The sequence below is a fragment of the Pseudomonas sp. G7(2022) genome (assembly GCF_052660475.1).
In genome coordinates, this window is sequence record NZ_CP109659.1 from 172,944 (window position 1) to 193,392 (window position 20,449).

The window sequence follows — 20,449 nt, forward strand, 5'->3', positions numbered from 1 at the left end:
TAACGGTTATGCGGCGTTTTCGTGGTTGGGTTGTCGGATTGACCTTTGTAACGTGTGCAGTTCAGGCTCAAACGCCCGCGCCAGACGATCCGCTGCTGGATAACGGCGGGGCGGCGAATGCGTCGGCCAGCAGTGAAGCGCGCGGTGTGTTGCGGGCGCGGGATCAGGCGACGCTGGCCAGCGAGTTGTCGGGACGGATTGTCGAGTTGCCGTTCAGCGAGGGCGAGTCGTTCAAGAAGGGCGATACCCTGGCGAAGTTCGACTGTTCGGCCTATCAGGCCCAGTTGAATGCCGCGCAAGCCGCCAGCCGTGGCGCCGGTGAAGAGCTGGCGCACAACCGGCAACTGGCGGCGCTCAATTCCGTCGGGCGTTTTGAAGTGGCCCGGGCCGAGGCCAAGGTCAGCGAGACTCAGGCGCAATCTCAGGTTTATCAAGTTCAGGTCAAACGCTGCAGCGTGGTGGCGCCGTTCGACGGGCAAGTGGTCGAGCGCAAGGTGCAACGCTACGAAAGCGTGCCGGCCGGGGCGCCATTGCTTGATGTGGTGGACAACCGCACCCTGGAAATCCATTTGCTGGTGCCCTCGCGCTGGATGGCGAAGCTCAAGCCCGGTCAGACCTTCAGTTTCGTTCCCGATGAAACCGGCCAGCCGATCGGTGCGACGGTAAAACGCCTTGGCGCACGGATCGATGAAGGCAGTCAGACCCTGTTGCTGGTCGCCACACTTCCTGAAGCCAAAGGCCTGCTCGCCGGCATGAGCGGCACTGCGCGTTTCCCGGAGCTTAAGTGAACGCCCCGGTGAGCGGCGGTGCCGAACAGGTGTTCGCGCGGTTTCTCGATCTCGAACGGCAGACCCGCGCCGCCCGCGATGCGTCGCAACTGGCCTACAGCCTGGTCAATGACGGGCAGCCGCTGTTCGGTTATCGCCATGCGGCCCTGCTGATCGCCGGCAAGGTGCAGGCGGTGACGGGTGTCAGCGCGGTGGAGCCGAATGCGCCGTTCGTGGCGTTCGTCGAGCAGGCGGTGGCGCAGTTGTTCAAGCAGGATGTGCTGAAACAGGCGCGGGTGATCACGCCCGAGATGGTCAGCGAGTCAATCCAGAGCGACTGGCGCAGCCTATCGGCGCTGCAGGTGTTCTGGCTGCCGCTGATCGACCGCGAGGGTCAGGTGTTCGGCGGTTTGTGGCTGGCCCGTGATCTGCCGTGGAACCCTTCCGAACAAGTGCTGCTGTCGCAACTGGGCGACACCTACAGTCACGCCTGGCTGGCGTTGCAACCGCGCAAGCCGTGGCGGCTGCGCTGGACGCGTAAACGTCAGGTGGCACTGGTCGCGGTGTTGTTGCTTGGCTTGTTGATCCCGGTGCGCCAGTCGGTGCTGGCCCCGGCCGAAGTGGTGCCCTTGGGTGGGCGAGTGGTGGCGGCGCCGCTGGACGGGGTGATTGCCGAGTTTCTGGTCAAACCCAATCAGAACGTGAAAACCGGTGATCTGCTGCTGCGCTTCGAAAGCACTACGCTCAAGGCCCAGGCCGATGTCGCCGAGCGTGCGCTCGGTGTGGCCGAAGCCGAACTCAAAGCCAATTCCCAACGTGCATTCGCCGACGCCGAGTCCAGCTCACGGGTGGATCTGCTGGCCGCCCGGGTCGAGCAGAAACGCGCCGAACGGGACTACGCCCGGGAACTGCTCAACCGCAGCGAAGTGCGCGCCGAGCGCGACGGCATTGCGGTATTCGCCGACGCCGAGCGCTGGACCGGAAAACCGGTGCAGACCGGCGAGCGACTGATGGAAATCGCCGACCCGAGCCAGGCCGAACTGCGCATCGAACTGGCAGTAGGCGATGCGATTTCGCTGGAGCCGGGCGCCGATATTGCGTTGTTCCTCGACAGCGATCCCTTGCAACGCCACGTCGCCCGACTCGAGCGTTCGGCCTATGAAGCCCAGCCCACCGCTGGTGGCCAACTGGCCTATCGGCTGGATGCGAATTTTACCGACGCACCGCCGCGTATCGGCCTGCGCGGCACGGCGAAGATCTTCGGTGATCGCGCGCCGCTGGCGCTGTATCTGCTGCGCCGCCCACTGGCCGGTTTGCGTCAGAGCGTGGGCCTGTAAATGAACCTGCCGAGCCTGCGTGCCGACCTGCAACTGTCGCCCGCGGCGCCGGCGCTGGACGGCTCGCCGCGCTGGACCCTGGCCGACCCGGTGCGCGGGCGCTATTTCAAACTCGGCACGGCGGCAATGCGCCTGTTACGCCACTGGTCACTCGGTGATCCCGAGCAGGTGCTGCGCGCCGCCAACCGTGAACCAGGCTTGCCGCTGGACGGCGTCGAGCTGGAGCAACTGCTGACGTTTCTGCGCGGGCATGACCTGATCAGCGCCCTCGACGATCAGCAACGCGCCAGTTACCAGCTCAAGGCCCTCGCGCAACGCCAGAGCCTGTGGAAAATCCTGCTGCATCAATACCTGTTTTTCCGCATTCCACTGTGGCGCCCGGACGCGTTTCTCAATCGGGCGTGGCCGTGGCTGCAGCGATTCGGGCCAAGGATTTTGCGCTACGGCTTTCCGGCGACCCTTGGGCTCGGGGTGTTTCTGGTCTCGCGGGACTGGCAGCGATTTGTCGGCACCTTTCCGCACCTGTTCAGCCTCGGCGGCGCGATCGCGTTCGGCATCTCGCTGTTTTTCGCCAAACTCTGTCATGAATTCGGCCACGCGTTCATGGCCAAGCGCGCCGGGTGTCGGGTGCAGAGCATGGGCGTGGCGTTCATGGTCTTGCTGCCGATGTTCTACACCGATGTCAGCGATGCCTGGCGGGTCAATGACCGACGTGCGCGGCTGCTGATCGGTGCCGGCGGGGTGCTGGCGGAATTGCTGCTGGCCTGCATCGCGTTGCTGGTCTGGTCATTGCTGCCGGACGGCCCGGCGCGCACGGCGGCGTTCATGCTTGCCAGTGCGACCTGGATCACCACGCTGGTGGTCAATCTCAATCCGTTCATGCGTTTCGATGGCTACTTTCTGCTCAGCGATTTGTGGGAGGTCGACAACCTTCAGGGCCGGGCCTTTGCCTTCTGCCGCTGGCGCCTGCGTGAGTTCTTGTTCGGCTATGGCGCACCGGCGCCGGAGCCTTGGTCGCCGGCGATGCAGCGGCGTTTGCTGATCTGGGGGTACGGTTCGTGGTTATGGCGTGCGGCGTTGTTTTTCGGGATCGCGCTGGCGGTCTATCACCTGTTCTTCAAGGTGTTGGGGATCTTCCTGATGCTGGTGGAACTGGTGTGGTTCATCTTTTTGCCGATCATGAGTGAGTGGCGCCAGTGGTGGAGTCGCCGCGAACAGGCTCACGGCCCGCGGGTGCTGCTCAGCAGCCTGGCAGTGCTGGGCTTGTTGCTGGTGCTGATCGTGCCGTGGCGCAGCGCGGTCGAACTGCCGACGATGCTCGAGGGCGGTCGAGCCAGTGCGCTGCATGCGCCGGTGGCGGCGCGGGTCAAAACGGTGAAGGTTGCGGACGGCCAGAAGGTCGCTCAGGGCGACGTGCTGATCGAACTGGAGTCGCCGGATCTCGACTCGCGACAGGCCATCGTCCGCCGGGAAATCCAGATTCAGCAGTTGCTGATGCGCCGTCAGGCCGGTCGCAGCGAAACGGCTGCCGACGCCGGCATCGTCGGGCAACGCCTCGCCGAAGCCGTGGCGCAATACCGTGGCTTGAGCGCTCGCCGCGAACGCCTGCTGCTGCGTGCGCCCCATGCCGGCACCGTGCGTGATTTGCTACCGAACCTGACACCGGGCCGCTGGCTGTCGAGCAAGGATGCACTGGCGCGAGTGGTCGAGGACGGTTCGCGCCTGCGTGGTTATGTGGCCGAGGCCGAGTTGTGGCGGGTCAAACCGGGGGCCACCGGGCGGTTTATCGCCGATGACCCGATGCACCCGGCGATTACCGTGAAGCTCGATGAAATCGATACCAATGGCGTGGCCTATGTCGATCAGGAAGCGCTGACGTCCGACCATCACGGGCCGATTGCCGTACGCCGCGATCAACAGCAACGGGCGGAACCGGTGCAGGCGCAATACGGCGCGCGATTGACTACGCTGGATCAGCCACCTGCGCCGGTACAGCCGTTGCGCGGCGTGGTGGTGTTGCAGGGCAGCGGCGAATCGGTGCTCGGCGTAGCCTGGCGTCGGCTGGCGGCGCTGGGGGTCAGGGAAAGCGGTTTCTAGGGAGCGTGAATATGGCGGACAACGCAGCAGTGTCGGCAGACGGCCTGGTGGTGCGACCCTCGCGGGCCACCGACGGGCCTTTTCTGCAAAGTCTCTATCAATCCGCTCGCCCGGATCTGCAATGGATCGACGGCGAGCAGGACGTGGTGCAGCAAGTGGTCGCGCAGCAATTTCAGGTGCAGGAACAGGGCGTGGGCGAGAACCATCCCAATGCCATGCACTACGTCGTGGAAAAACTCGGCACGGCCATCGGTGCACTGAGCACGGATTTCGGCCCCAACGAAATCCGCGTGTTGTACATCGCCTTCATCCCTCAGGCCCGGGGCAAGGGTTACGGTCGTGCGGTGCTGCAAGGTGTGCAGAAGGCCGCGCAGCAAGTGCGTTGCCCGGTGGCGACGGTGGTCTGGGCCAACAATCCCCATGCGCGCCAGCAATACCTGGCGCTGGGGTTTGCGGTGGAAGAGCGCAATCCGGCGGCGGAGCGGCTGGTGTGGTATCCGCAGTGAGCCTTGAAAATCAATTGAAGGAAATACAGAAGTAGCCCAACTGTGGATCCCGCCCCATCGCCGGCACTCGTGACACGAAAATATCTTCCACCCGGCCGAACGCCGGCAGCTCCAGTGCGCACAGGCCGTCGACAAACTCGGTCGGCTCCAGGCTGTTGAATTCGAGGCAGAAGGGCATGCGTTCGCTGTGGCGCATTTTCGCCGACGGGGCTGCTTCAAGGTGGGCGAGTTGAATTGGCAGCGCCGTGCCATCCGGCAGGTGCAGTGTGCGTTGTTGCCCCAGCAACGGCTGGAGGTGTTCGATCTGAACCGATTGCAGCATGGTTTGACTCCAGAGAAAAAACGAAACGTCCGGGGGCTCGGGGCCCCCGGACGATTGCTCAGTTGCGCGACGGAAAGAGACCGTTCAGGGCAACGCTGAAGTTGAGGACCAGGAAGGGGTTCATGATGCCCAGCGGCTGGCTGCCGCCGGTGGAGGAAATGTCCCCGGTGACGGTGGTGGTCACACCTTTGAGTGGCACTGGCGTGGCGCCCTGAGCGTCGGAATAGATGTTCGCCGAGCCGGGGCCGCCGCCGGAGGCACCGAGGTAGGAATTGGTGGCAGTCGGTACAGTCGCCGGATTGCTGGCGGGGACCGCTAGCGACAAGGCCGTGTTGGCGCTCAGACCCGTCATCGCGTGGGTGTGGTTGGGCATGTTGGCAATGGTGGCGGTGACGCTTTCCGTGCCAGCCACCTGGCCGATGATGCGCGGCGTCAGGCCCAGACCGTTGCCTTGGGCGATTGGCACGCGACCTTGCAGGTTGGGCAACTGAAAGTTGGTCGTGCCGTTGCCGCCGTAGTAGGTGCCCAGCAACGCGAACAACGCGTTGTATTGCGCAATGGAAAGGGTCTGTCCATTACACAGGGCCCAGCCATTGGGGGCGAAGTTGAAGGCGAACGGTTGAATCGTACCCATAAAGACTTCCATGGTTCCTCATCCTTCTGTTATGTGGTTGGCGCGCCGCGCGTTAGCCTGTGTTGTCGGGCAGGTGGAAAGGCTTTGCTGGCGCCTTCCGTTTGCGCAGGCAGGTCACGCCAAGCCGTAGCGTAGACCCGGATCGACGGACTTGCCGGACGTCGTCGCGGCCGCGCGTCGACTTCGCCGCTGGCCTACAGTGAGCGCAATGATTGAGGCTGTTCTGTACTCGAAAAATCTAAGGGAAGCTTGATGGAAGCGCGTCGCGAGACTCCGCTGGGGGATACCCAGGACCCGTTTGCCGCACCAAATGCCGGTGTCCGGCGTCTGCTGCGCTGGGTTCGCCAGCAGTGGCTGATACCGATTTTGCTGTTGGCGACAGTCGTGCGTTTTTATGACCTGACCGCCGCCGCGATCTGGGGCGACGAAGGCTCCAGCCTGCTGCTGGCGCGCTATACGCTGGGCGGTATCTGGGAACATGCGGCGTTCGATGTGCATCCGCCGTTGTACTTCATGCTGCTGCACGGCTGGGTCAGTCTGTTTGGCGAAGGGATTCTGTCGATCCGCAGCCTCAGTGCCCTGGCCGGCATCGCCACAGTCGGTCTGGGCATGTGTCTGGTCGATCGTCTGGCGACCCGTCGTGCCGCCATCATCGCCGGGGTACTGCTGGCGCTGCTGCCGACGGCGGTGCGCTACAGCCAGGAAGTGCGCATGTACTCGCTGCTCGGCCTGTTGCTGCTCGGCACCACCCTGGCATTGATCTGCTGGGTCAGACGCCCGCAGCGCCGACGGTATCTGGTGATCTACGCGCTGCTGATGAGCGCCGCGTTGTACACCCATTATTTCGCCGTGCTGGCGGCACTGAGCCATTGGCTGTACCTGGGGCTGATCCGCCTGTTGCCGGGTTATCGCCTGCGGCACATCCAGCGCAAGGACTGGTGGCTGGCCAATCTGGCGATCGTCGCACTCTACCTGCCGTGGCTGCCGAACCTGCTCGATCTGACGCAGCACATGGAAGAACTCAAGGTCGGTGGCGATGTGGGCTGGGAAGATCCGGTGACCCTGTCCTCACTGCCGTCGATGATCTGGCTGTGGCTGATCCAGAACGAAGGCGATCATCTTCCGGTGTTGCTGTTCGGCGGCATGCCGCTGGCCATGCTGGCGCTGGCGGGCGTGGCCGTGGCCCGTGACCGCAGCGTGAACCATGGCAGCGTGCTGCTGGCGCTCTACACCGGTGTGCCGTTGTTTCTGGTGTTCGCGGTGTCGTTCATCAGCCCGGTGTTCATCGAGCGCTATCTGACGGCCTACGCACTGGGGCTGCCGATGCTGGTGGCGCTGGCCATCGACCGTTTGTACAGCCGCGCTCGAGTGCTGGCGGCGGTGGTACTGGTGTCGTTTGTCGGGATCGAAATGGTCGGGGTGAACACCAACGCCACGGTCGATCCCGATGACCAGCTCAATGTCATGGTCGATCACATCAACCATCACTTCGTCAGTGGTGACCGGATCGTTACCAGCGACATGCTCTGGTACCTGAGTTACGTCTACTACAACCGCACCGATGCTCAGGTAAGGCTGTACACACCGCCCGCCGCCGACGGGCGCTCGACGCGTCCGAACCATTACGGTTTCGGCACACTGGTGCCCGATGAGGTTTATCTGGATCGTCTCGCCGATCTGCCGAAAAACAGCTCCCGGGTCTGGTTGATCGGTGACCTGGACCCGGAAGTGGCGGACCCGTTCCTGCCTCTGCCCAAGAGCTGGCAGTTGCGTGATCAGTCCAGTGCTGGCGGGGCGAAAGCGCGACTTTTCGTTATGGAAAAGGACGATCGTACCAACGGAGAGTGACTTAAACGCTTCACCTGACTGTTCGCGATAAGAAATGACATTACAAGTCCGTTTTGCTCTATGTTGATATCAAAACACTACTAGTCGAAAGGTTATTGTTGGACTACGCTCGTCGGATAAAAGGACTTACAAAGTAATGGTGAAGGGATTGCAGCAGTTCCACTTTATCTCCGGCTTGCCGCGCTCAGGTTCGACTCTCCTGTCTGCGATTCTTTTGCAGAACCCGCGCTTTCATGCCGGCATGACCAGTCCGGTCGGCGCGCTGTTCTCCGGTGTCCTTGAACAATGCAGCGCCGGCAGCGAATTCGGTGCGGTGATCGACACCGACATGCGCCGTCGCCTGCTGCGCGGGCTGTTCGATTCCTACTACGCCGACAAGGCCGACAAACCGGTGGTGTTCGACACCAACCGGCAGTGGAGTTCGCGCCTGCCGGCGATCAACGATCTGTTCCCCAAAGCCAAGGTCATCGCCTGCGTGCGCAACGTCGCCTGGGTGATGGACAGTCTGGAGCGGCTGTACCGCGCCGACCCCTATGAAAACACCAAGCTGTTCGGCGATGCCGTCGAGCGCAACACGGTCTACAGCCGCTGCGAAACCCTGGCCCAGCGCAACCGCCTGGTGGGATTCGCCTGGGCGGCGCTCAAGGAAGCCTATTACGGCGAGCACGCCGATTCGCTGCTGATCGTTGATTACGACCTGCTGACCCAGGCCCCCGAGCGGGTGCTGCGGCTGGTCTACGACTTCATTGGCGAACCCTGGTTCGAGCACGATTTCGACCACCTGGCCTATGACGCGCCGGAGTTCGACCAGGCCCTGGGCGTGGCCGGCCTGCACAAGGTCAAACCCAAGGTCGCCCTGCAGTCGCGGCGCACGATTCTGCCGCCGGACCTGTTCAAGCAATACGCCGATTTGTCCTTCTGGCTCGATGGCTCAGCCAGCGCTGCCAATGTGATTCGTATGAAGTCCGACGCCGCGATCAGTTGATCGCGGCGTTTTTCATTGATGCGTTTACAACTGTTCGAGTCCGGGTGAGCAACATGTGGTGGAGCAAGCAAAAGTCGCGGTTAACCGAAAGCCAACGGACGCTGGCGGCGCCGCTGATCATGTCGCTGGAACCGCGCCTGCTGTTCGACGGCGCCGTGGCGGCCACTGTCGCTGACACAGCCGCCCAGGCCGACAGCCATCCCGCTGCCGATGCGGCCAAGACACCCACGGCCGATCATCCGTCGGTCAGCAAGGACACCCACGGCCAGGCCGATGCCACACCTGCGGTCAGCCCGGTGGCGGTACCTGGGCAAAGCGTGGTGTTCGTCGATGGCCGGGTCAAGGATGCCGACAGCCTGCTCAAAGGCGTCGCCCCGGGGACGCAAGTGGTCAAGCTCGACGCGAGCAAGGACGGCTTGCAGCAGATCGCCGACTATCTCGACCAGCATTCGGGCGTCAGCTCGGTGCAAATCATTGCCCACGGCAACGCCGGTGACCTGTGGCTGGGCAACAGCTACCTGTCGGCGGACAACGTCGCGCAGCGCAGCGCGGTGCTGGCGGAAATCGGCAAGGACATGAACGTTGGTGGCGACATCCTCATTTACGGCTGCTACACCGCCGAGGGTGACCGTGGCCTGAGCTTTGTCGACTCGCTGGCGCAATTGACCGGTCGTGACGTGGCGGCGTCGAACAACCGCACCGGTGTGGGCGGTGACTGGGATCTGGAGATCGCCACCGGCAAGATCGAGAGCGCCAACGTGCTGTCGACCTTGTCGATGAGCGAGTACCAGTGGGGCCTCGCCACCTGGACTGCCACCAACAACGCGAACACCGGGGTCGGCTCGCTGCGGGCAGCGCTGGCGTCGGCGCAGAACGGCGACATCGTGACCTTCAGCACCGGCATGACGGTACAGCTCACCTCGGAATTGCTGATCAACAAGAGCATCACGGTCGATGGCGACCTGAACAACGATGGCGTCGCCGACGTCACCCTCGATGGCCAGTACAAGACCCGGGTGGTGGAAATCACCTCCGGCAGCACCGTGACCCTCGATGGTCTGGTGATCACCCGGGGCCTGGTCTCGGGCAACGGCGGCAATGGCGGCTATGGCGCGACCGGGGCCATGGGCGGCGGGATTTTCAACGCCGGCATCCTGACCCTGAACAACGTTTCGGTGACCGGTAACGCGGCGGCCGGTGGTGGCGGTGGCGGGGGTGTGACCGGTGCGTTCTACGGCGGTGCCGGTGGCGGCGGCGGTGGCCTCGGTGGTCAGGGCGGCGGTCATGGCGGCACGGCCGGGCCGGGCACCGGTACGCTGGGTGGCCAGGCCGGCAGCGGCGGTGTCGGCGGCTACGGCGGTGGCTACGATGCGACCCACATGGGCGGTCGTGGCGGCTCCACCATCGGCGGCGCCGGTGGTGTCGGCGTGTCCTATTACAGCAACGGCGGCAATGGCGGCACCGCCAACAACGGCACGATTTCCATTGGCGGCGGCGGTGGCGGCGCCGGTTGGGACAAGGTCGGCGGCGTCGGCGGCAATGCGGCCGGCGGTATTTATAACGCCTCCACCGGGACCCTGAAAATCGTCGGCACCTCGGTCATCAGCAACAACATCGGTGCGGGCGGCGGTGGCGGTGGCGGCAGCGGCCAGGGCAGCAACAACCTGAACGGCGGCGACGGCGGACGGGGTGTCGGCGCAATCTGGAACCAGGGCGGCACGGTACTGATCACGGCCTCCAACTTCAGCTCCATCACTGGCAACGCGGCGGGCAGCGGCTCCGGTGGCGCAGAACTGGGCGGCGGCGTAACGGGCTCTGTACCCTTGGCCTTCGCGGCGATCTACAACAACGGCGGCACACTCAACACCGCTTATGTGGAACCACCGACCGCCACCATCGTGATGTCCGACACCGCCCTGAAAATCGGCGAAACCTCGCTGGTGACCATCACCTTCAGCCGGGCGGTGACCGGTTTCACCAACGCCGACCTGACCATCGCCAACGGCACGCTGACAGCGGTCAGCAGCAGCGACGGCGGCCTGACCTGGACCGCGACGTTCACCCCGACCAACAACATCACCGACGCCACCAACCTGATCACCCTCGACAACACCGGGGTGAACGCGATCAGCGACGGTGTGGCGGGTGTCGGTACGACCAACTCCGTCAACTACGCGATCGATACGGCGCGCCCGACCGTGACCATCGTGATGTCGGATACGGCATTGAAAATCGGCGATACCTCGCTGGTGACTTTTACCTTCAGTGAAGCGGTGACCGGCTTCACCAACGCCGACCTGACCATTGCCAACGGCACCCTGAGCGCGGTGAGCAGCAGTGACGGCGGTATTACCTGGACCGGGACGTTCACCCCGAGCGCCAGCATCACCGACACGACTAACCTTATCTCTCTGGACAACACCGGTATTGCCGACCTGGCCGGTAACGCCGGCACCGGCACCACCGATTCGGTCAATTATGTGATCGATACGGTGCGGCCGACCGCGACCATTGTTGTGGCCGACACCAACCTGGCGGCGGGAGAAACCTCGCTGGTGACCATTACCTTCAGCGAAGCGGTCAGTGGCTTCACCACGGCCGACCTGACGGTGGCCAACGGCACCCTGACCGGCCTGAGCAGCAGCGACGGCGGCGTCACCTGGACCGCCACGCTCACGCCAACCACCAACATCACCGACACCACCAACCTGGTCACCCTGGACAACACCGGGGTCGTCGATCTGGCCGGCAACGCCGGCAGCGGCACCACCAACTCCAACAACTATGCGATCGACACCGCGCGGCCGACAGCGACCATCGTGGTGGCCGACAACAACCTGAAAATCGGCGAAACCTCGCTGGTGACCATCACCTTCAGCGAAGCGGTGACCGGTTTCACCAACGCCGACCTGACCATTGCCAACGGCACCTTGACGGCGGTCAGCAGCAGCGACGGCGGTATCACCTGGACGGCAACCTTCACGCCGACCGCCAGCATCACCGACGCGACCAACCTGATTACCCTGAACAACACCGGCATCGCTGACCTGAACGGCAACGCCGGCAGCGGCACGACCGATTCGAACAATTACGCCATCGATACCGTGCGCCCGACCGCGACCATCGCCTTGTCCGATAACGCGTTGAAAATCGGCGAAACCTCGGTTGTGACCATCACCTTCAGCGAAGCGGTGACCGGTTTCACCAACGCCGACCTGACCATTGCCAACGGCACGTTGAGTGCGGTGAGCAGCAGCGACGGCGGTGTCACCTGGACGGCGACTTTCACGCCGACCAGCAACATCACCGATGCCACCAACGTCATCACCCTGGACCAGACCGGCGTCTCTGACCAGGCCGGCAACGCCGGCAGCGGAACTGTCGACTCCGGTAACTATGCCATCGACACCCAGCGTCCGACCGCGACCATTGTGGTTGCCGACAGCACCCTCACGGCCGGTGAAACGACGCTGGTGACCTTCACCTTCAGTGAAGCGGTGACCGGTTTCAGCAATGCCGACATCGTGGTTGCCAACGGCACCCTGACGGCGGTGAGCAGCGGCGACGGCGGCATCACCTGGACGGCGACGTTCACGCCGAACGTGGGCGTCAACGACGCCACCAACCTGATTGTCCTGAACAACACCGGCATCGCCGACCTCGCCGGCAATACCGGCAGCGGCACCACCAGTTCGCCCAACTACACCATCGACACCGTGGCGCCGACCGCGACCATCATCGTGTCCGACTCCAGCCTGAAAATCGGCGAAACCTCGCTGGTGACCATCACCTTCAGTGAAGCGGTGACCGGTTTCACCAACGCCGACCTGACCATCGCCAACGGCACGTTGTCGGCAGTCAGCAGCAGCGACGGCGGCATTACCTGGACGGCGACCTTCACCCCGACCAGCAACGTCACCGACGCCACCAACCTGATCACCCTCGACAACAGTGGTGTGCAGAACCTGTCCGGCAACGCCGGCAGCGGCACCACCGATTCGAACAACTATTCGGTCGACACTCAGCGTCCGACTGCCACCATCGTGGTCGCCGACACCGCGCTGGGCGTCGGCCAGACCAGTCTGGTGACCATCACGTTCAGCGAAGCGGTGACCGGTTTCACCAATGCCGACCTGATCATCGCCAACGGCACGTTGAGCGCCGTGAGCAGCAGCGACGGCGGCATTACCTGGACCGCGACCTTCACCCCGGCGGCAGGGATTACCGACACCACCAACGTGATCACCCTGGACAACACCGGCATCGCCGACCTCGCGGGCAACGCCGGCAGTGGCACCACCGATTCCAACAACTATGCCGTCGACAGCCAGCGCCCGACCGCCACCATCGTGCTCTCCGACAGCAGCCTGAGTGCCGGAGAAACCTCGCTGGTCACCATTACTTTCAGCGAAGCGGTGACCGGTTTTGACAATTCCGACCTGAGCGTCGCCAACGGCACCTTGAGCAACGTCACGTCCAGCGACGGCGGCATCACCTGGACGGCGACGTTCACGCCGAACGTGGGCGTCAACGACGCCACCAACCTGATTGTCCTGAACAACACCGGCATCGCCGACCTCGCCGGCAATACCGGCAGCGGCACCACCAGTTCGCCCAACTACACCATCGACACCGTGCTGCCGACCGCGACCATCATCGTGTCCGACTCCAGCCTGAAAATCGGCGAAACCTCGCTGGTGACCATCACCTTCAGTGAAGCGGTGACCGGTTTCACCAACGCCGATCTGACCATCGCCAACGGTACGTTGTCGGCAGTCAGCAGCAGCGACGGCGGCATTACCTGGACGGCGACCTTCACCCCGACCAGCAACGTCACCGACGCCACCAACCTGATCACGCTGGACAACTCCGGCGTGCAGAATCTGTCCGGCAACGCCGGCAGCGGCACCACCGATTCGAACAACTATTCGGTCGACACTCAGCGTCCGACTGCCACCATCGTGGTCGCCGACACCGCGCTTGGCGTCGGCCAGACCAGTCTGGTGACCATCACGTTCAGCGAAGCGGTAACCGGTTTCACCAACGCCGACCTGATCATCGCCAACGGCACGCTGAGCGCCGTGAGCAGCAGCGACGGCGGCATTACCTGGACCGCGACCTTCACCCCGGCGGCAGGGATTACCGACACCACCAACGTGATCACCCTGGACAACACCGGCATCGCCGACCTCGCGGGCAATGCCGGCAGCGGCACCACCGATTCCAACAACTATGCCGTCGACAGTCAGCGTCCGACGGCGACCATTGTCATGAGTGACAGTGATCTGCGCCCTGGCGAAACCGCCCAGGTGACCATCACTTTCAGCGAGGCGGTGACCGGTTTCGACAACTCGGACCTGAGCGTGGCCAACGGCACCCTGAGCAACGTTTCGTCGAGCGACGGCGGCATCACCTGGACGGCCACCTTCACGCCGAACATCGGCGTTACCGACCTGACCAATCTGATCGTCCTGAACAACACCGGCATCACCGACCTGGCCGGCAACACCGGCAGCGGTACCACCAGCTCGGCCAATTACCAGGTGCAGACCGAAGTGCCGACCGCGACCATTGTCATTGCCGACACTGCGCTCAAGGCCGGAGAAACCTCGCTGGTGACCATCACTTTCAACGAAGCGGTCAGCGGTTTCGACAACAGCGACCTGACCATCGCCAACGGCACGCTGAGCAACGTCAGCAGCAGCGACGGTGGCATCACCTGGACCGCGACGTTCACGCCGACCAACAACATTACCGACAGCAGCAACCTGATCACCCTGAACAACGCCGGGGTGGCCAACCTGTCGGGCAACAGTGGCGTCGGCACCACCGATTCCAACAACTTCGCCATCGACACCGCGCTGCCGACCGCCACCATCGTGGTTGCCGACAACCGCCTGGGCATCGGTGAAACCACCACGGTGACCATCACCTTCAGCGAAGCGGTGAGCGGGTTCGACCTGTCGGACATCAGCGTCGCCAACGGTTCGCTCTCGAACCTGACCAGCAGCGACGGTGGCGTGACCTGGACGGCGACTTTCACGCCGACAGCCAACGTCAACGACCCGACCAACCTGATTCTGATCGACACTGCCGGCGTCCAGGATCTGGCCGGCAATGCCGGGGCGAGCATTGCCATCTCCAACAACTACCTCCTCGATGCGACCCGGCCGACGGTGAGCATTGTGGTCGCCAATCCGCATCTGGGCATCGGCCAGACCACCACGGTGACCTTCACGTTCAGCGAGGCGGTGAGCAATTTCGACCTGTCCGACCTGAGTGTGACCAACGGTGACCTGAGCAACCTGACCAGCAGCGACGGCGGCAAGACCTGGACCGCGACCTTCACGCCGACCGCGAATGTCACCGACCCGAGCAACTTCATTGCCCTGGACACCAGCAACGTCACCGACCAGGCGGGCAACGCCGGCAGCACGGTGGCGGTGTCGAACAACTACACCCTCGACAGTGAACGGCCGACCGCTACGGTAGTGGTTGCCAATCCGAACCTGGGCGTCGGCCAGACGTCGCAGGTGTTCATTACCTTCAATGAAGCGGTGACCGGTTTCGATCTGTCGGACCTCAGCGTGGCCAACGGTACCTTGTCCAACCTCAGCAGCAACGACGGCGGCAAGACCTGGACCGCGACCCTGACGCCAAACGCCAACGTCAGCAGCGCCAGCAATGCGATCAGCGTCAACCGTGCCGGGGTCAGCGATCTGTCGGGCAACAGCGGCAGCGGGATCAGTCAGTCCGGCAACTATGTGATCAACACGGTGCCGGCCGTGCCACCGACGTCTCCTCTGGTGGTGACGCCGGATCCGCAGTTTCGCAGCAGCGATCCGGTCGTGGCACCGCCACCGCCCAACGTACCGCTGCAACCGGTGGTCTTCACGACGCCTGTCGGGAATCTCGGTTCACCGCTGACCTTCCCGCCGCTGTTCGAGCAGCGGGTCATCGGCAACGGTATCCGTCCATTGGGCGACATCTTCATCAACCACGGTGCCTTGAGCCCGAGTTTCATTGCCCAGGTGTTCACCAGCAGTGACAGCGGCGGCGACGGTTCGGGCCACGGCTTCCTCGGCTTTGGCGGGGGAGATGGGGGCGTGTTCGGTATCAGCACCCTTTCCAGCCTGTTCAACCAGAACAGCGAGACAGAGCGGGATTCACTGAACGCCTTCGACAGTCACTCGATCAAGGGCGGCGACATTACCCAAGGCCTGCGCGGTGTGTTCGGCGCGCCGACCCTGGGCCAGCAACTGCAACAGATCAAGGACAGCGAGCAGCACCGGGTGGATAACCTGGCCGCGGCGCTGCAACAGGTCGGCATCAGCGAAATACCGGCCTGACAAACCAGAACAATCCAACAATATGTGGGACCTAGGGGCGATCCAGGGATGAAGAAAAGTCAGAAGTTGTTCGGCGCCAGCCTGCTGGCGCTGGCGATCAGCGGATGTGCAGTCACCAGTGAACCGATCGAACGCAGTGTCAGTGAGCAACGGGCCCGAGCCGACCTGCAAACCATGTACAAGGGCCAGGAACCGTTGCGCGGTCCGTTGACCCTGCACCAGGCCATGGCCCGCGCGGTGAAATACAACCTCGAAGGTCGCTTGAAGATCATGGAGGAAGCGCTGGCCAAGCGGCAGCTCGATCTCGCCAGTTTTGACATGCTGCCGCGCATGGCGCTGGACGCCGGTTACGTCGGACGCAACAACGTCAGCGCCTCCAGCAGCCAGAGTGTGCGCACCGGCACTCAGTCTCTGGAACCGTCGACCTCCCAGGACCGCGACCGCAACGTCGCCGACCTGACCATGGTCTGGAACGTTCTCGACTTCGGCGTCAGCTACATCAACGCCAAGCAACAGGGCGACCAGCGCTTGATCGTCCAGGAGCGTCGTCGCAAGGTGATCAACACCATCGTCCAGGACGTGCGTTCAGCCTATTGGCGGGCAATGGCAGCCGAGCGTCTGCTCAAGCAGATCGACAGCCTGATGGCACGGGTCGACGCTGCCCGACGCAACAGTGAAAGCATGAGCGAGCAGCGCATCGGCGATCCGGTGCAGTCCCTCGGATACCAGCGTTCACTGATCGAAGCCACCCGGCAGCTGGAAGAGCAGCGCCGCGCGTTGTCGCTGGCGAAAACCGAACTGGCGACCCTGATCAACCTGCCGATGGGCACCAACCTGACGCTGGCCACCGACGACGGTTATCAGATCCCGGAACTCAAGGTCGATATCGCCAAACTGGAACAGGAAGCCCTGACCAGTCGCCCGGAACTGCGCGAGCAGGATTACCAGACCCGGATCAGCGCTGCCGAAACCCGCAAAGCCATGCTGCGCATGCTCCCGGGCCTGGAGTTCTCCGCCGGCGGGCACTACGACAGCAACTCGTTCCTGGTGAACGACCGCTGGGCCGACTATGGCGTGAAAGTGACCTGGAACCTGTTCAACGTGATCTCCGCTCCGGCGGCCATCGATGTGGCCAAGGCCGGTGAAGAAGTCGCCACCGCACGGCGTCAGGCGATGTCGATTGCAGTGCTGGCGCAATTGTACGTGGCCAACGCCAACTATCAGGAAGCGCTGCGCCAGTTCAAGACCAACCAGCAACTGTCGGACATCGACGGGCAAATTGTCGGTCAGTTGCGCAACCGTCATCAGGCGGCAGGCATCGGCGAGCTGGATTTGATCCAGGGCGAACTGAACAACCTGCAAGCGGACTTGCGCCGTGACCTGTCCTACGCCGACCTGCGCAATGCCTATGGCCAGATCTTCGCCAGTGCCGGCCTCGATCCGTTGCCGGATCAGGTGCAGTCGACTGAAGTGCAGTCGATCGCCACGGCGCTGGCCAACCGCGAAGCGGCGTGGGCGTCGGGGGATATTTCGGTGCCGGCGGCCCGTGCCGCTGCCAAGTGAGTGATGAGTCGGCCAGCGTACTCGCGCCTGCCGGTCTCTGTGGATTTGCCGTTGCTGTTGCAGGCCTTGGCGGCGATCGAGGACACAGACTGGCACGGCCATTTCAACACCGCGTATTTCAGCGGTGACTGGAGCGGTGTGGCGCTGATTTGCGCTGCCGATGCCTTGACCGAGTTGTCACCCGGTACCGCCGAACCGGTGCCGCGCCGCCCCTGGTTGAATGACCGCCGCTGGCAACAGGCGTTGCGCGACCTGCCGTTGGAGATCGTCAGTGCCCGGCTGCTGCGATTGGGGCCGGGTGGGCAGATCCATGAGCATCGCGATTACGATCTTGAGGGTGAGAACGCCGATATGCGACTGCACATTCCGCTGCTCAGTCCGCCTGCGGTGGACTTCTGGCTCGATGGCCTGCGCATGCCGATGATGGAAGGCGAGTGCTGGTTTCTCGATCTTGCGCGACCGCACCGGGTTGACAATCGGGACAGTACGGCACGCATTCATCTGGTCCTCGATTGCCGACCCGGCGCCTGGCTGGAGCAGATGATGACCGACGGTTTGCCAAGCACACCGCGGCCGGATGCCGAAGACTCGGCGCTGCAGCGATTTCAGCGTCTGCTGGCCGTGGATCGGTCGTTGTCGGCGACCTTGCAGGCGCTACGTGATCCCGAAGCGTTCATCAGCCGAACCCTGGCGTTGGCCGCCGAGCGCGGCTTGTCATTCTCCCGGGAAGAACTGCAGGCGGCGATGCGCAACGGGCGCCGCTCGTGGAACGAACAATGGCGAGCCTGAATTTCGACGGCTGGCTGCCGATTCGCATCTGGAAAGAGGGCGGGCAATGGCTGGTCGACTGGTGCTGGTTCGGTGACACGCCGCTGCACCAGCCGTTTTTTCGCGAGGCGGTGGAGCAGGCGCTGCAGTTGCCGTTCAATCAGGCGTTTCGCCGGCAGACGTCCTTGTCGGCGCTTGCCGATTGGCAAGCACTCAGCCCGGGCCTGTCACCGAGCGCTTTCATCCTGCACGCTTCGCGCTGTGGTTCGACGCTGATCAGTCAGATGGTGGCGCAGCTCGCCGATCACATCGTGATTTCCGAGGCGCCCCCCCTGGATGCCTTGCTGCGCAGCGATCTGCCGGCCGCTGAACGTCGTGCGGCCATCGCCGGGTTGCTCTCGGCCTACGGTCAGCGCCGGCGCGGGATGGAGCAGAGACTGGTGATCAAGCTCGATGCCTGGAACATCGGCGAATGGCCGTTATTGCACGACTGTTTTCCCGACACGCCGTGGCTGTTTGTCTACCGCGATCCGCTGGAGATCGCCGTTTCACATCTGCGTCGCCCAGGCATGCACATGGTGCCCGACCTGCTCGGCGCGTGCGTGCTGGACGACGACCTGCCATTCAAAGGAAGCGAGGATTTTATCGCCCGGCGACTGGGACGGCTGCTGGACGCGGCGTGTTTGCACTGCGCTGATTTCGACGGGCTGGCGGTGAATTACAACGAGTTGCCTGAGGCGATGACAGGACGGTTGGCGAGGTTCTTTCAACTCAATGCCGAGCAGTGTGAGCAGGCGCTGACGGCTTCTGCGCAGCATGCGAAACAGCCGTCACAGGCGTTTGTCGCCGATGGCGAAAGCAAACGCCTTGAGGCTTCCACTCTGTTGCGCACGCAAGTGGAACGTTGTGCGCGGGCGCCCTATGACGCACTGGAGCGCTTGCGCAGGCTCACGATTTTGCCGACAGATCCGCCATTCCCTTGAGCAACTCGATCGGCAACGGAAAGACGATGGTCGAGCTCTTGTCACCGGCAATCGAACTCAGGGTCTGCATGTAGCGCAATTGCATGGCGCCGGGCTGGCGGCCGAGCATTTCGGCGGCCTGCATGAGTTTTTCCGAGGCCTGCAGTTCGCCTTCGGCGTGGATCACCTTGGCGCGCCGTTCCCGTTCCGCTTCAGCCTGTCTGGCGATGGCGCGCACCATCGATTCGTTGAGGTCGACATGCTTGATCTCGACATTGGCCACCTTGATGCCCCAGGCGTCGGTCTGGGCATCGAGCACTTGCTGGATGTCGATGTTCAACTGTTCGCGCTCGGCCAGCAGTTCGTCCAGTTCATGTTTGCCGAGTACCGCGCGCAGGGTGGTCTGGGCCAGTTGACTGGTGGCGGTCAGGAAGTCTTCGACCTGGATGATCGCTTTCTGCGGGTCGAGCACGCGGAAGTACAGCACCGCGTTGACCTTGACCGAGACGTTGTCGCGGGTGATCACGTCTTGGGGCGGCACGTCGAGGACGATGGTGCGCAGATCCACCCGGACCATTTGCTGCACCACCGGAATCAACAGGATCAACCCCGGCCCCTTGACCTGCCAGAAGCGCCCGAGCTGGAACACCACGCCGCGTTCGTATTCACGCAGGATGCGGAACGTCGAGCCCGCCAGGGCAATGAGCAACAGCAGCAGCGCGACAAAACCGATTTGCAGACCCATGATCACTCTCCGAGCGGTGCCGCGTCAGTCGCGGCCACTTGCAGCAACAAGCCCTTGCGCCCGACTACCCGCACCGGTTGCCCGGCGTGCAGCGGCGTGGCACTCGACACTTGCCAGCGTTCTCCTTGCAATTGCACCCAGCCGTTGCGGGTGTCGCGCGACTCCACCATGGTCACGGCCGTCACGCTGCCGACCAGGCCGGCGTCGCCGCTGACCGGGTGTCGCGGCCGGGTCTTCAGGGCACGAACCAGCAACGCGATCAGCAGCAGTGCGCTGACCAGTCCGAGGCCGATCATCATTGGCACCGGCAGTTCGGCATTGCTCAGAATCAGCGCGCCGATCACGAACATGACAATCCCGGCAAGGCCGATCACGCCGTAATTGGGCAGCAGGCCTTCGGCGATCAGCAAGGTGATGCCCAGGGTGATCAGCCACAGGCCGATCGGGCTTTCGGCCGCAAGTGAGGTGTCCGCCGCCAGGGCCGATCCGCTCAGCAGCATCAGGGCGAACGCACAGCATCGGGTGTTCACGCGACCCTCCGGGAGAGTCATGGGGTTCTCTTATCA

Annotated in this window: 14 protein-coding genes; 10 read left to right on the top strand and 4 right to left on the bottom strand. The window is 63.4% G+C overall.

Annotation, left to right across the window (positions count from 1 at the left end; genetic code table 11):
* Window positions 1–8 precede the first annotated feature (8 nt).
* From NE357_RS00735 to NE357_RS00750, 4 genes are read left to right on the top strand one after another with little or no spacing between them, the layout of a single operon-like run.
* Window positions 9–788, top strand: coding sequence for an efflux RND transporter periplasmic adaptor subunit (locus NE357_RS00735; RefSeq protein WP_169428316.1), 780 nt, complete (start codon window positions 9–11; stop codon window positions 786–788).
* Window positions 785–2,104, top strand: coding sequence for an efflux RND transporter periplasmic adaptor subunit (locus tag NE357_RS00740; protein WP_169428317.1), 1,320 nt, complete (start codon window positions 785–787; stop codon window positions 2,102–2,104). Before NE357_RS00735 ends, NE357_RS00740 begins: the two co-directional genes overlap by 4 nt.
* Window positions 2,105–4,201: an HlyD family efflux transporter periplasmic adaptor subunit gene (locus NE357_RS00745; protein WP_169428318.1), complete on the top strand. Its 2,097-nt coding sequence runs from the start codon at window positions 2,105–2,107 to the stop codon at window positions 4,199–4,201.
* Between the two features lie 11 nt (window positions 4,202–4,212).
* The gene (locus NE357_RS00750) at window positions 4,213–4,707 is read left to right on the top strand and encodes a GNAT family N-acetyltransferase (RefSeq protein ID WP_169428319.1); all 495 of its coding nucleotides are present in this window, start codon (window positions 4,213–4,215) and stop codon (window positions 4,705–4,707) included.
* A gap of 10 nt (window positions 4,708–4,717) precedes the next feature.
* Here the strand turns inward: NE357_RS00750 and NE357_RS00755 are convergent, their stop codons facing one another.
* Window positions 4,718–5,029 (bottom strand): DUF6916 family protein, encoded by a 312-nt coding sequence (locus tag NE357_RS00755; protein WP_169428320.1) that lies wholly within the window; start codon window positions 5,027–5,029, stop codon window positions 4,718–4,720.
* 58 nt (window positions 5,030–5,087) lie between these two features.
* The gene (locus NE357_RS00760; RefSeq protein ID WP_169428321.1) at window positions 5,088–5,675 is read right to left on the bottom strand and encodes a phage tail protein; all 588 of its coding nucleotides are present in this window, start codon (window positions 5,673–5,675) and stop codon (window positions 5,088–5,090) included.
* A gap of 240 nt (window positions 5,676–5,915) precedes the next feature.
* On the opposite strand from NE357_RS00760, the gene NE357_RS00765 reads away from it, so the two are divergent.
* The 6 genes from NE357_RS00765 (at window position 5,916) to NE357_RS00790 (ending at window position 19,159) form a co-directional block, all read left to right on the top strand.
* Window positions 5,916–7,511 carry a glycosyltransferase family 39 protein gene (locus NE357_RS00765; protein ID WP_169428322.1) on the top strand — a complete coding sequence of 532 codons (1,596 nt, stop codon included), beginning with the start codon at window positions 5,916–5,918 and terminating at the stop codon, window positions 7,509–7,511.
* A 139-nt stretch (window positions 7,512–7,650) separates the two neighbouring features.
* Window positions 7,651–8,496 carry a sulfotransferase family protein gene (locus NE357_RS00770; RefSeq protein WP_169432579.1) on the top strand — a complete coding sequence of 282 codons (846 nt, stop codon included), beginning with the start codon at window positions 7,651–7,653 and terminating at the stop codon, window positions 8,494–8,496.
* A 53-nt stretch (window positions 8,497–8,549) separates the two neighbouring features.
* A complete protein-coding gene (locus NE357_RS00775) occupies window positions 8,550–15,845 on the top strand; it encodes an Ig-like domain-containing protein (RefSeq protein WP_169428323.1) in 7,296 nt (2,431 codons plus the stop codon).
* 48 nt (window positions 15,846–15,893) lie between these two features.
* Window positions 15,894–17,408: a TolC family protein gene (locus tag NE357_RS00780; RefSeq protein ID WP_169428324.1), complete on the top strand. Its 1,515-nt coding sequence runs from the start codon at window positions 15,894–15,896 to the stop codon at window positions 17,406–17,408.
* Window positions 17,409–17,411: 3 nt separating this feature from the next.
* Complete coding sequence (locus NE357_RS00785; RefSeq protein WP_169428325.1) at window positions 17,412–18,197, top strand: aspartyl/asparaginyl beta-hydroxylase domain-containing protein; 786 nt, start codon at window positions 17,412–17,414, stop codon at window positions 18,195–18,197.
* On the top strand, window positions 18,185–19,159 hold the full coding sequence (locus NE357_RS00790) for a sulfotransferase family protein (RefSeq protein WP_169428326.1): 975 nt from the start codon (window positions 18,185–18,187) through the stop codon (window positions 19,157–19,159). Before NE357_RS00785 ends, NE357_RS00790 begins: the two co-directional genes overlap by 13 nt.
* Here the strand turns inward: NE357_RS00790 and NE357_RS00795 are convergent.
* Both NE357_RS00795 and NE357_RS00800 read right to left on the bottom strand, forming a co-directional pair.
* On the bottom strand, window positions 19,125–19,883 hold the full coding sequence (locus NE357_RS00795) for a slipin family protein (RefSeq protein ID WP_169428327.1): 759 nt from the start codon (window positions 19,881–19,883) through the stop codon (window positions 19,125–19,127). The genes NE357_RS00790 and NE357_RS00795 overlap by 35 nt on opposite strands.
* Window positions 19,884–19,885: 2 nt before the next feature.
* Window positions 19,886–20,434: an NfeD family protein gene (locus tag NE357_RS00800; protein WP_169428328.1), complete on the bottom strand. Its 549-nt coding sequence runs from the start codon at window positions 20,432–20,434 to the stop codon at window positions 19,886–19,888.
* Between the last annotated feature and the right edge of the window lie 15 nt (window positions 20,435–20,449).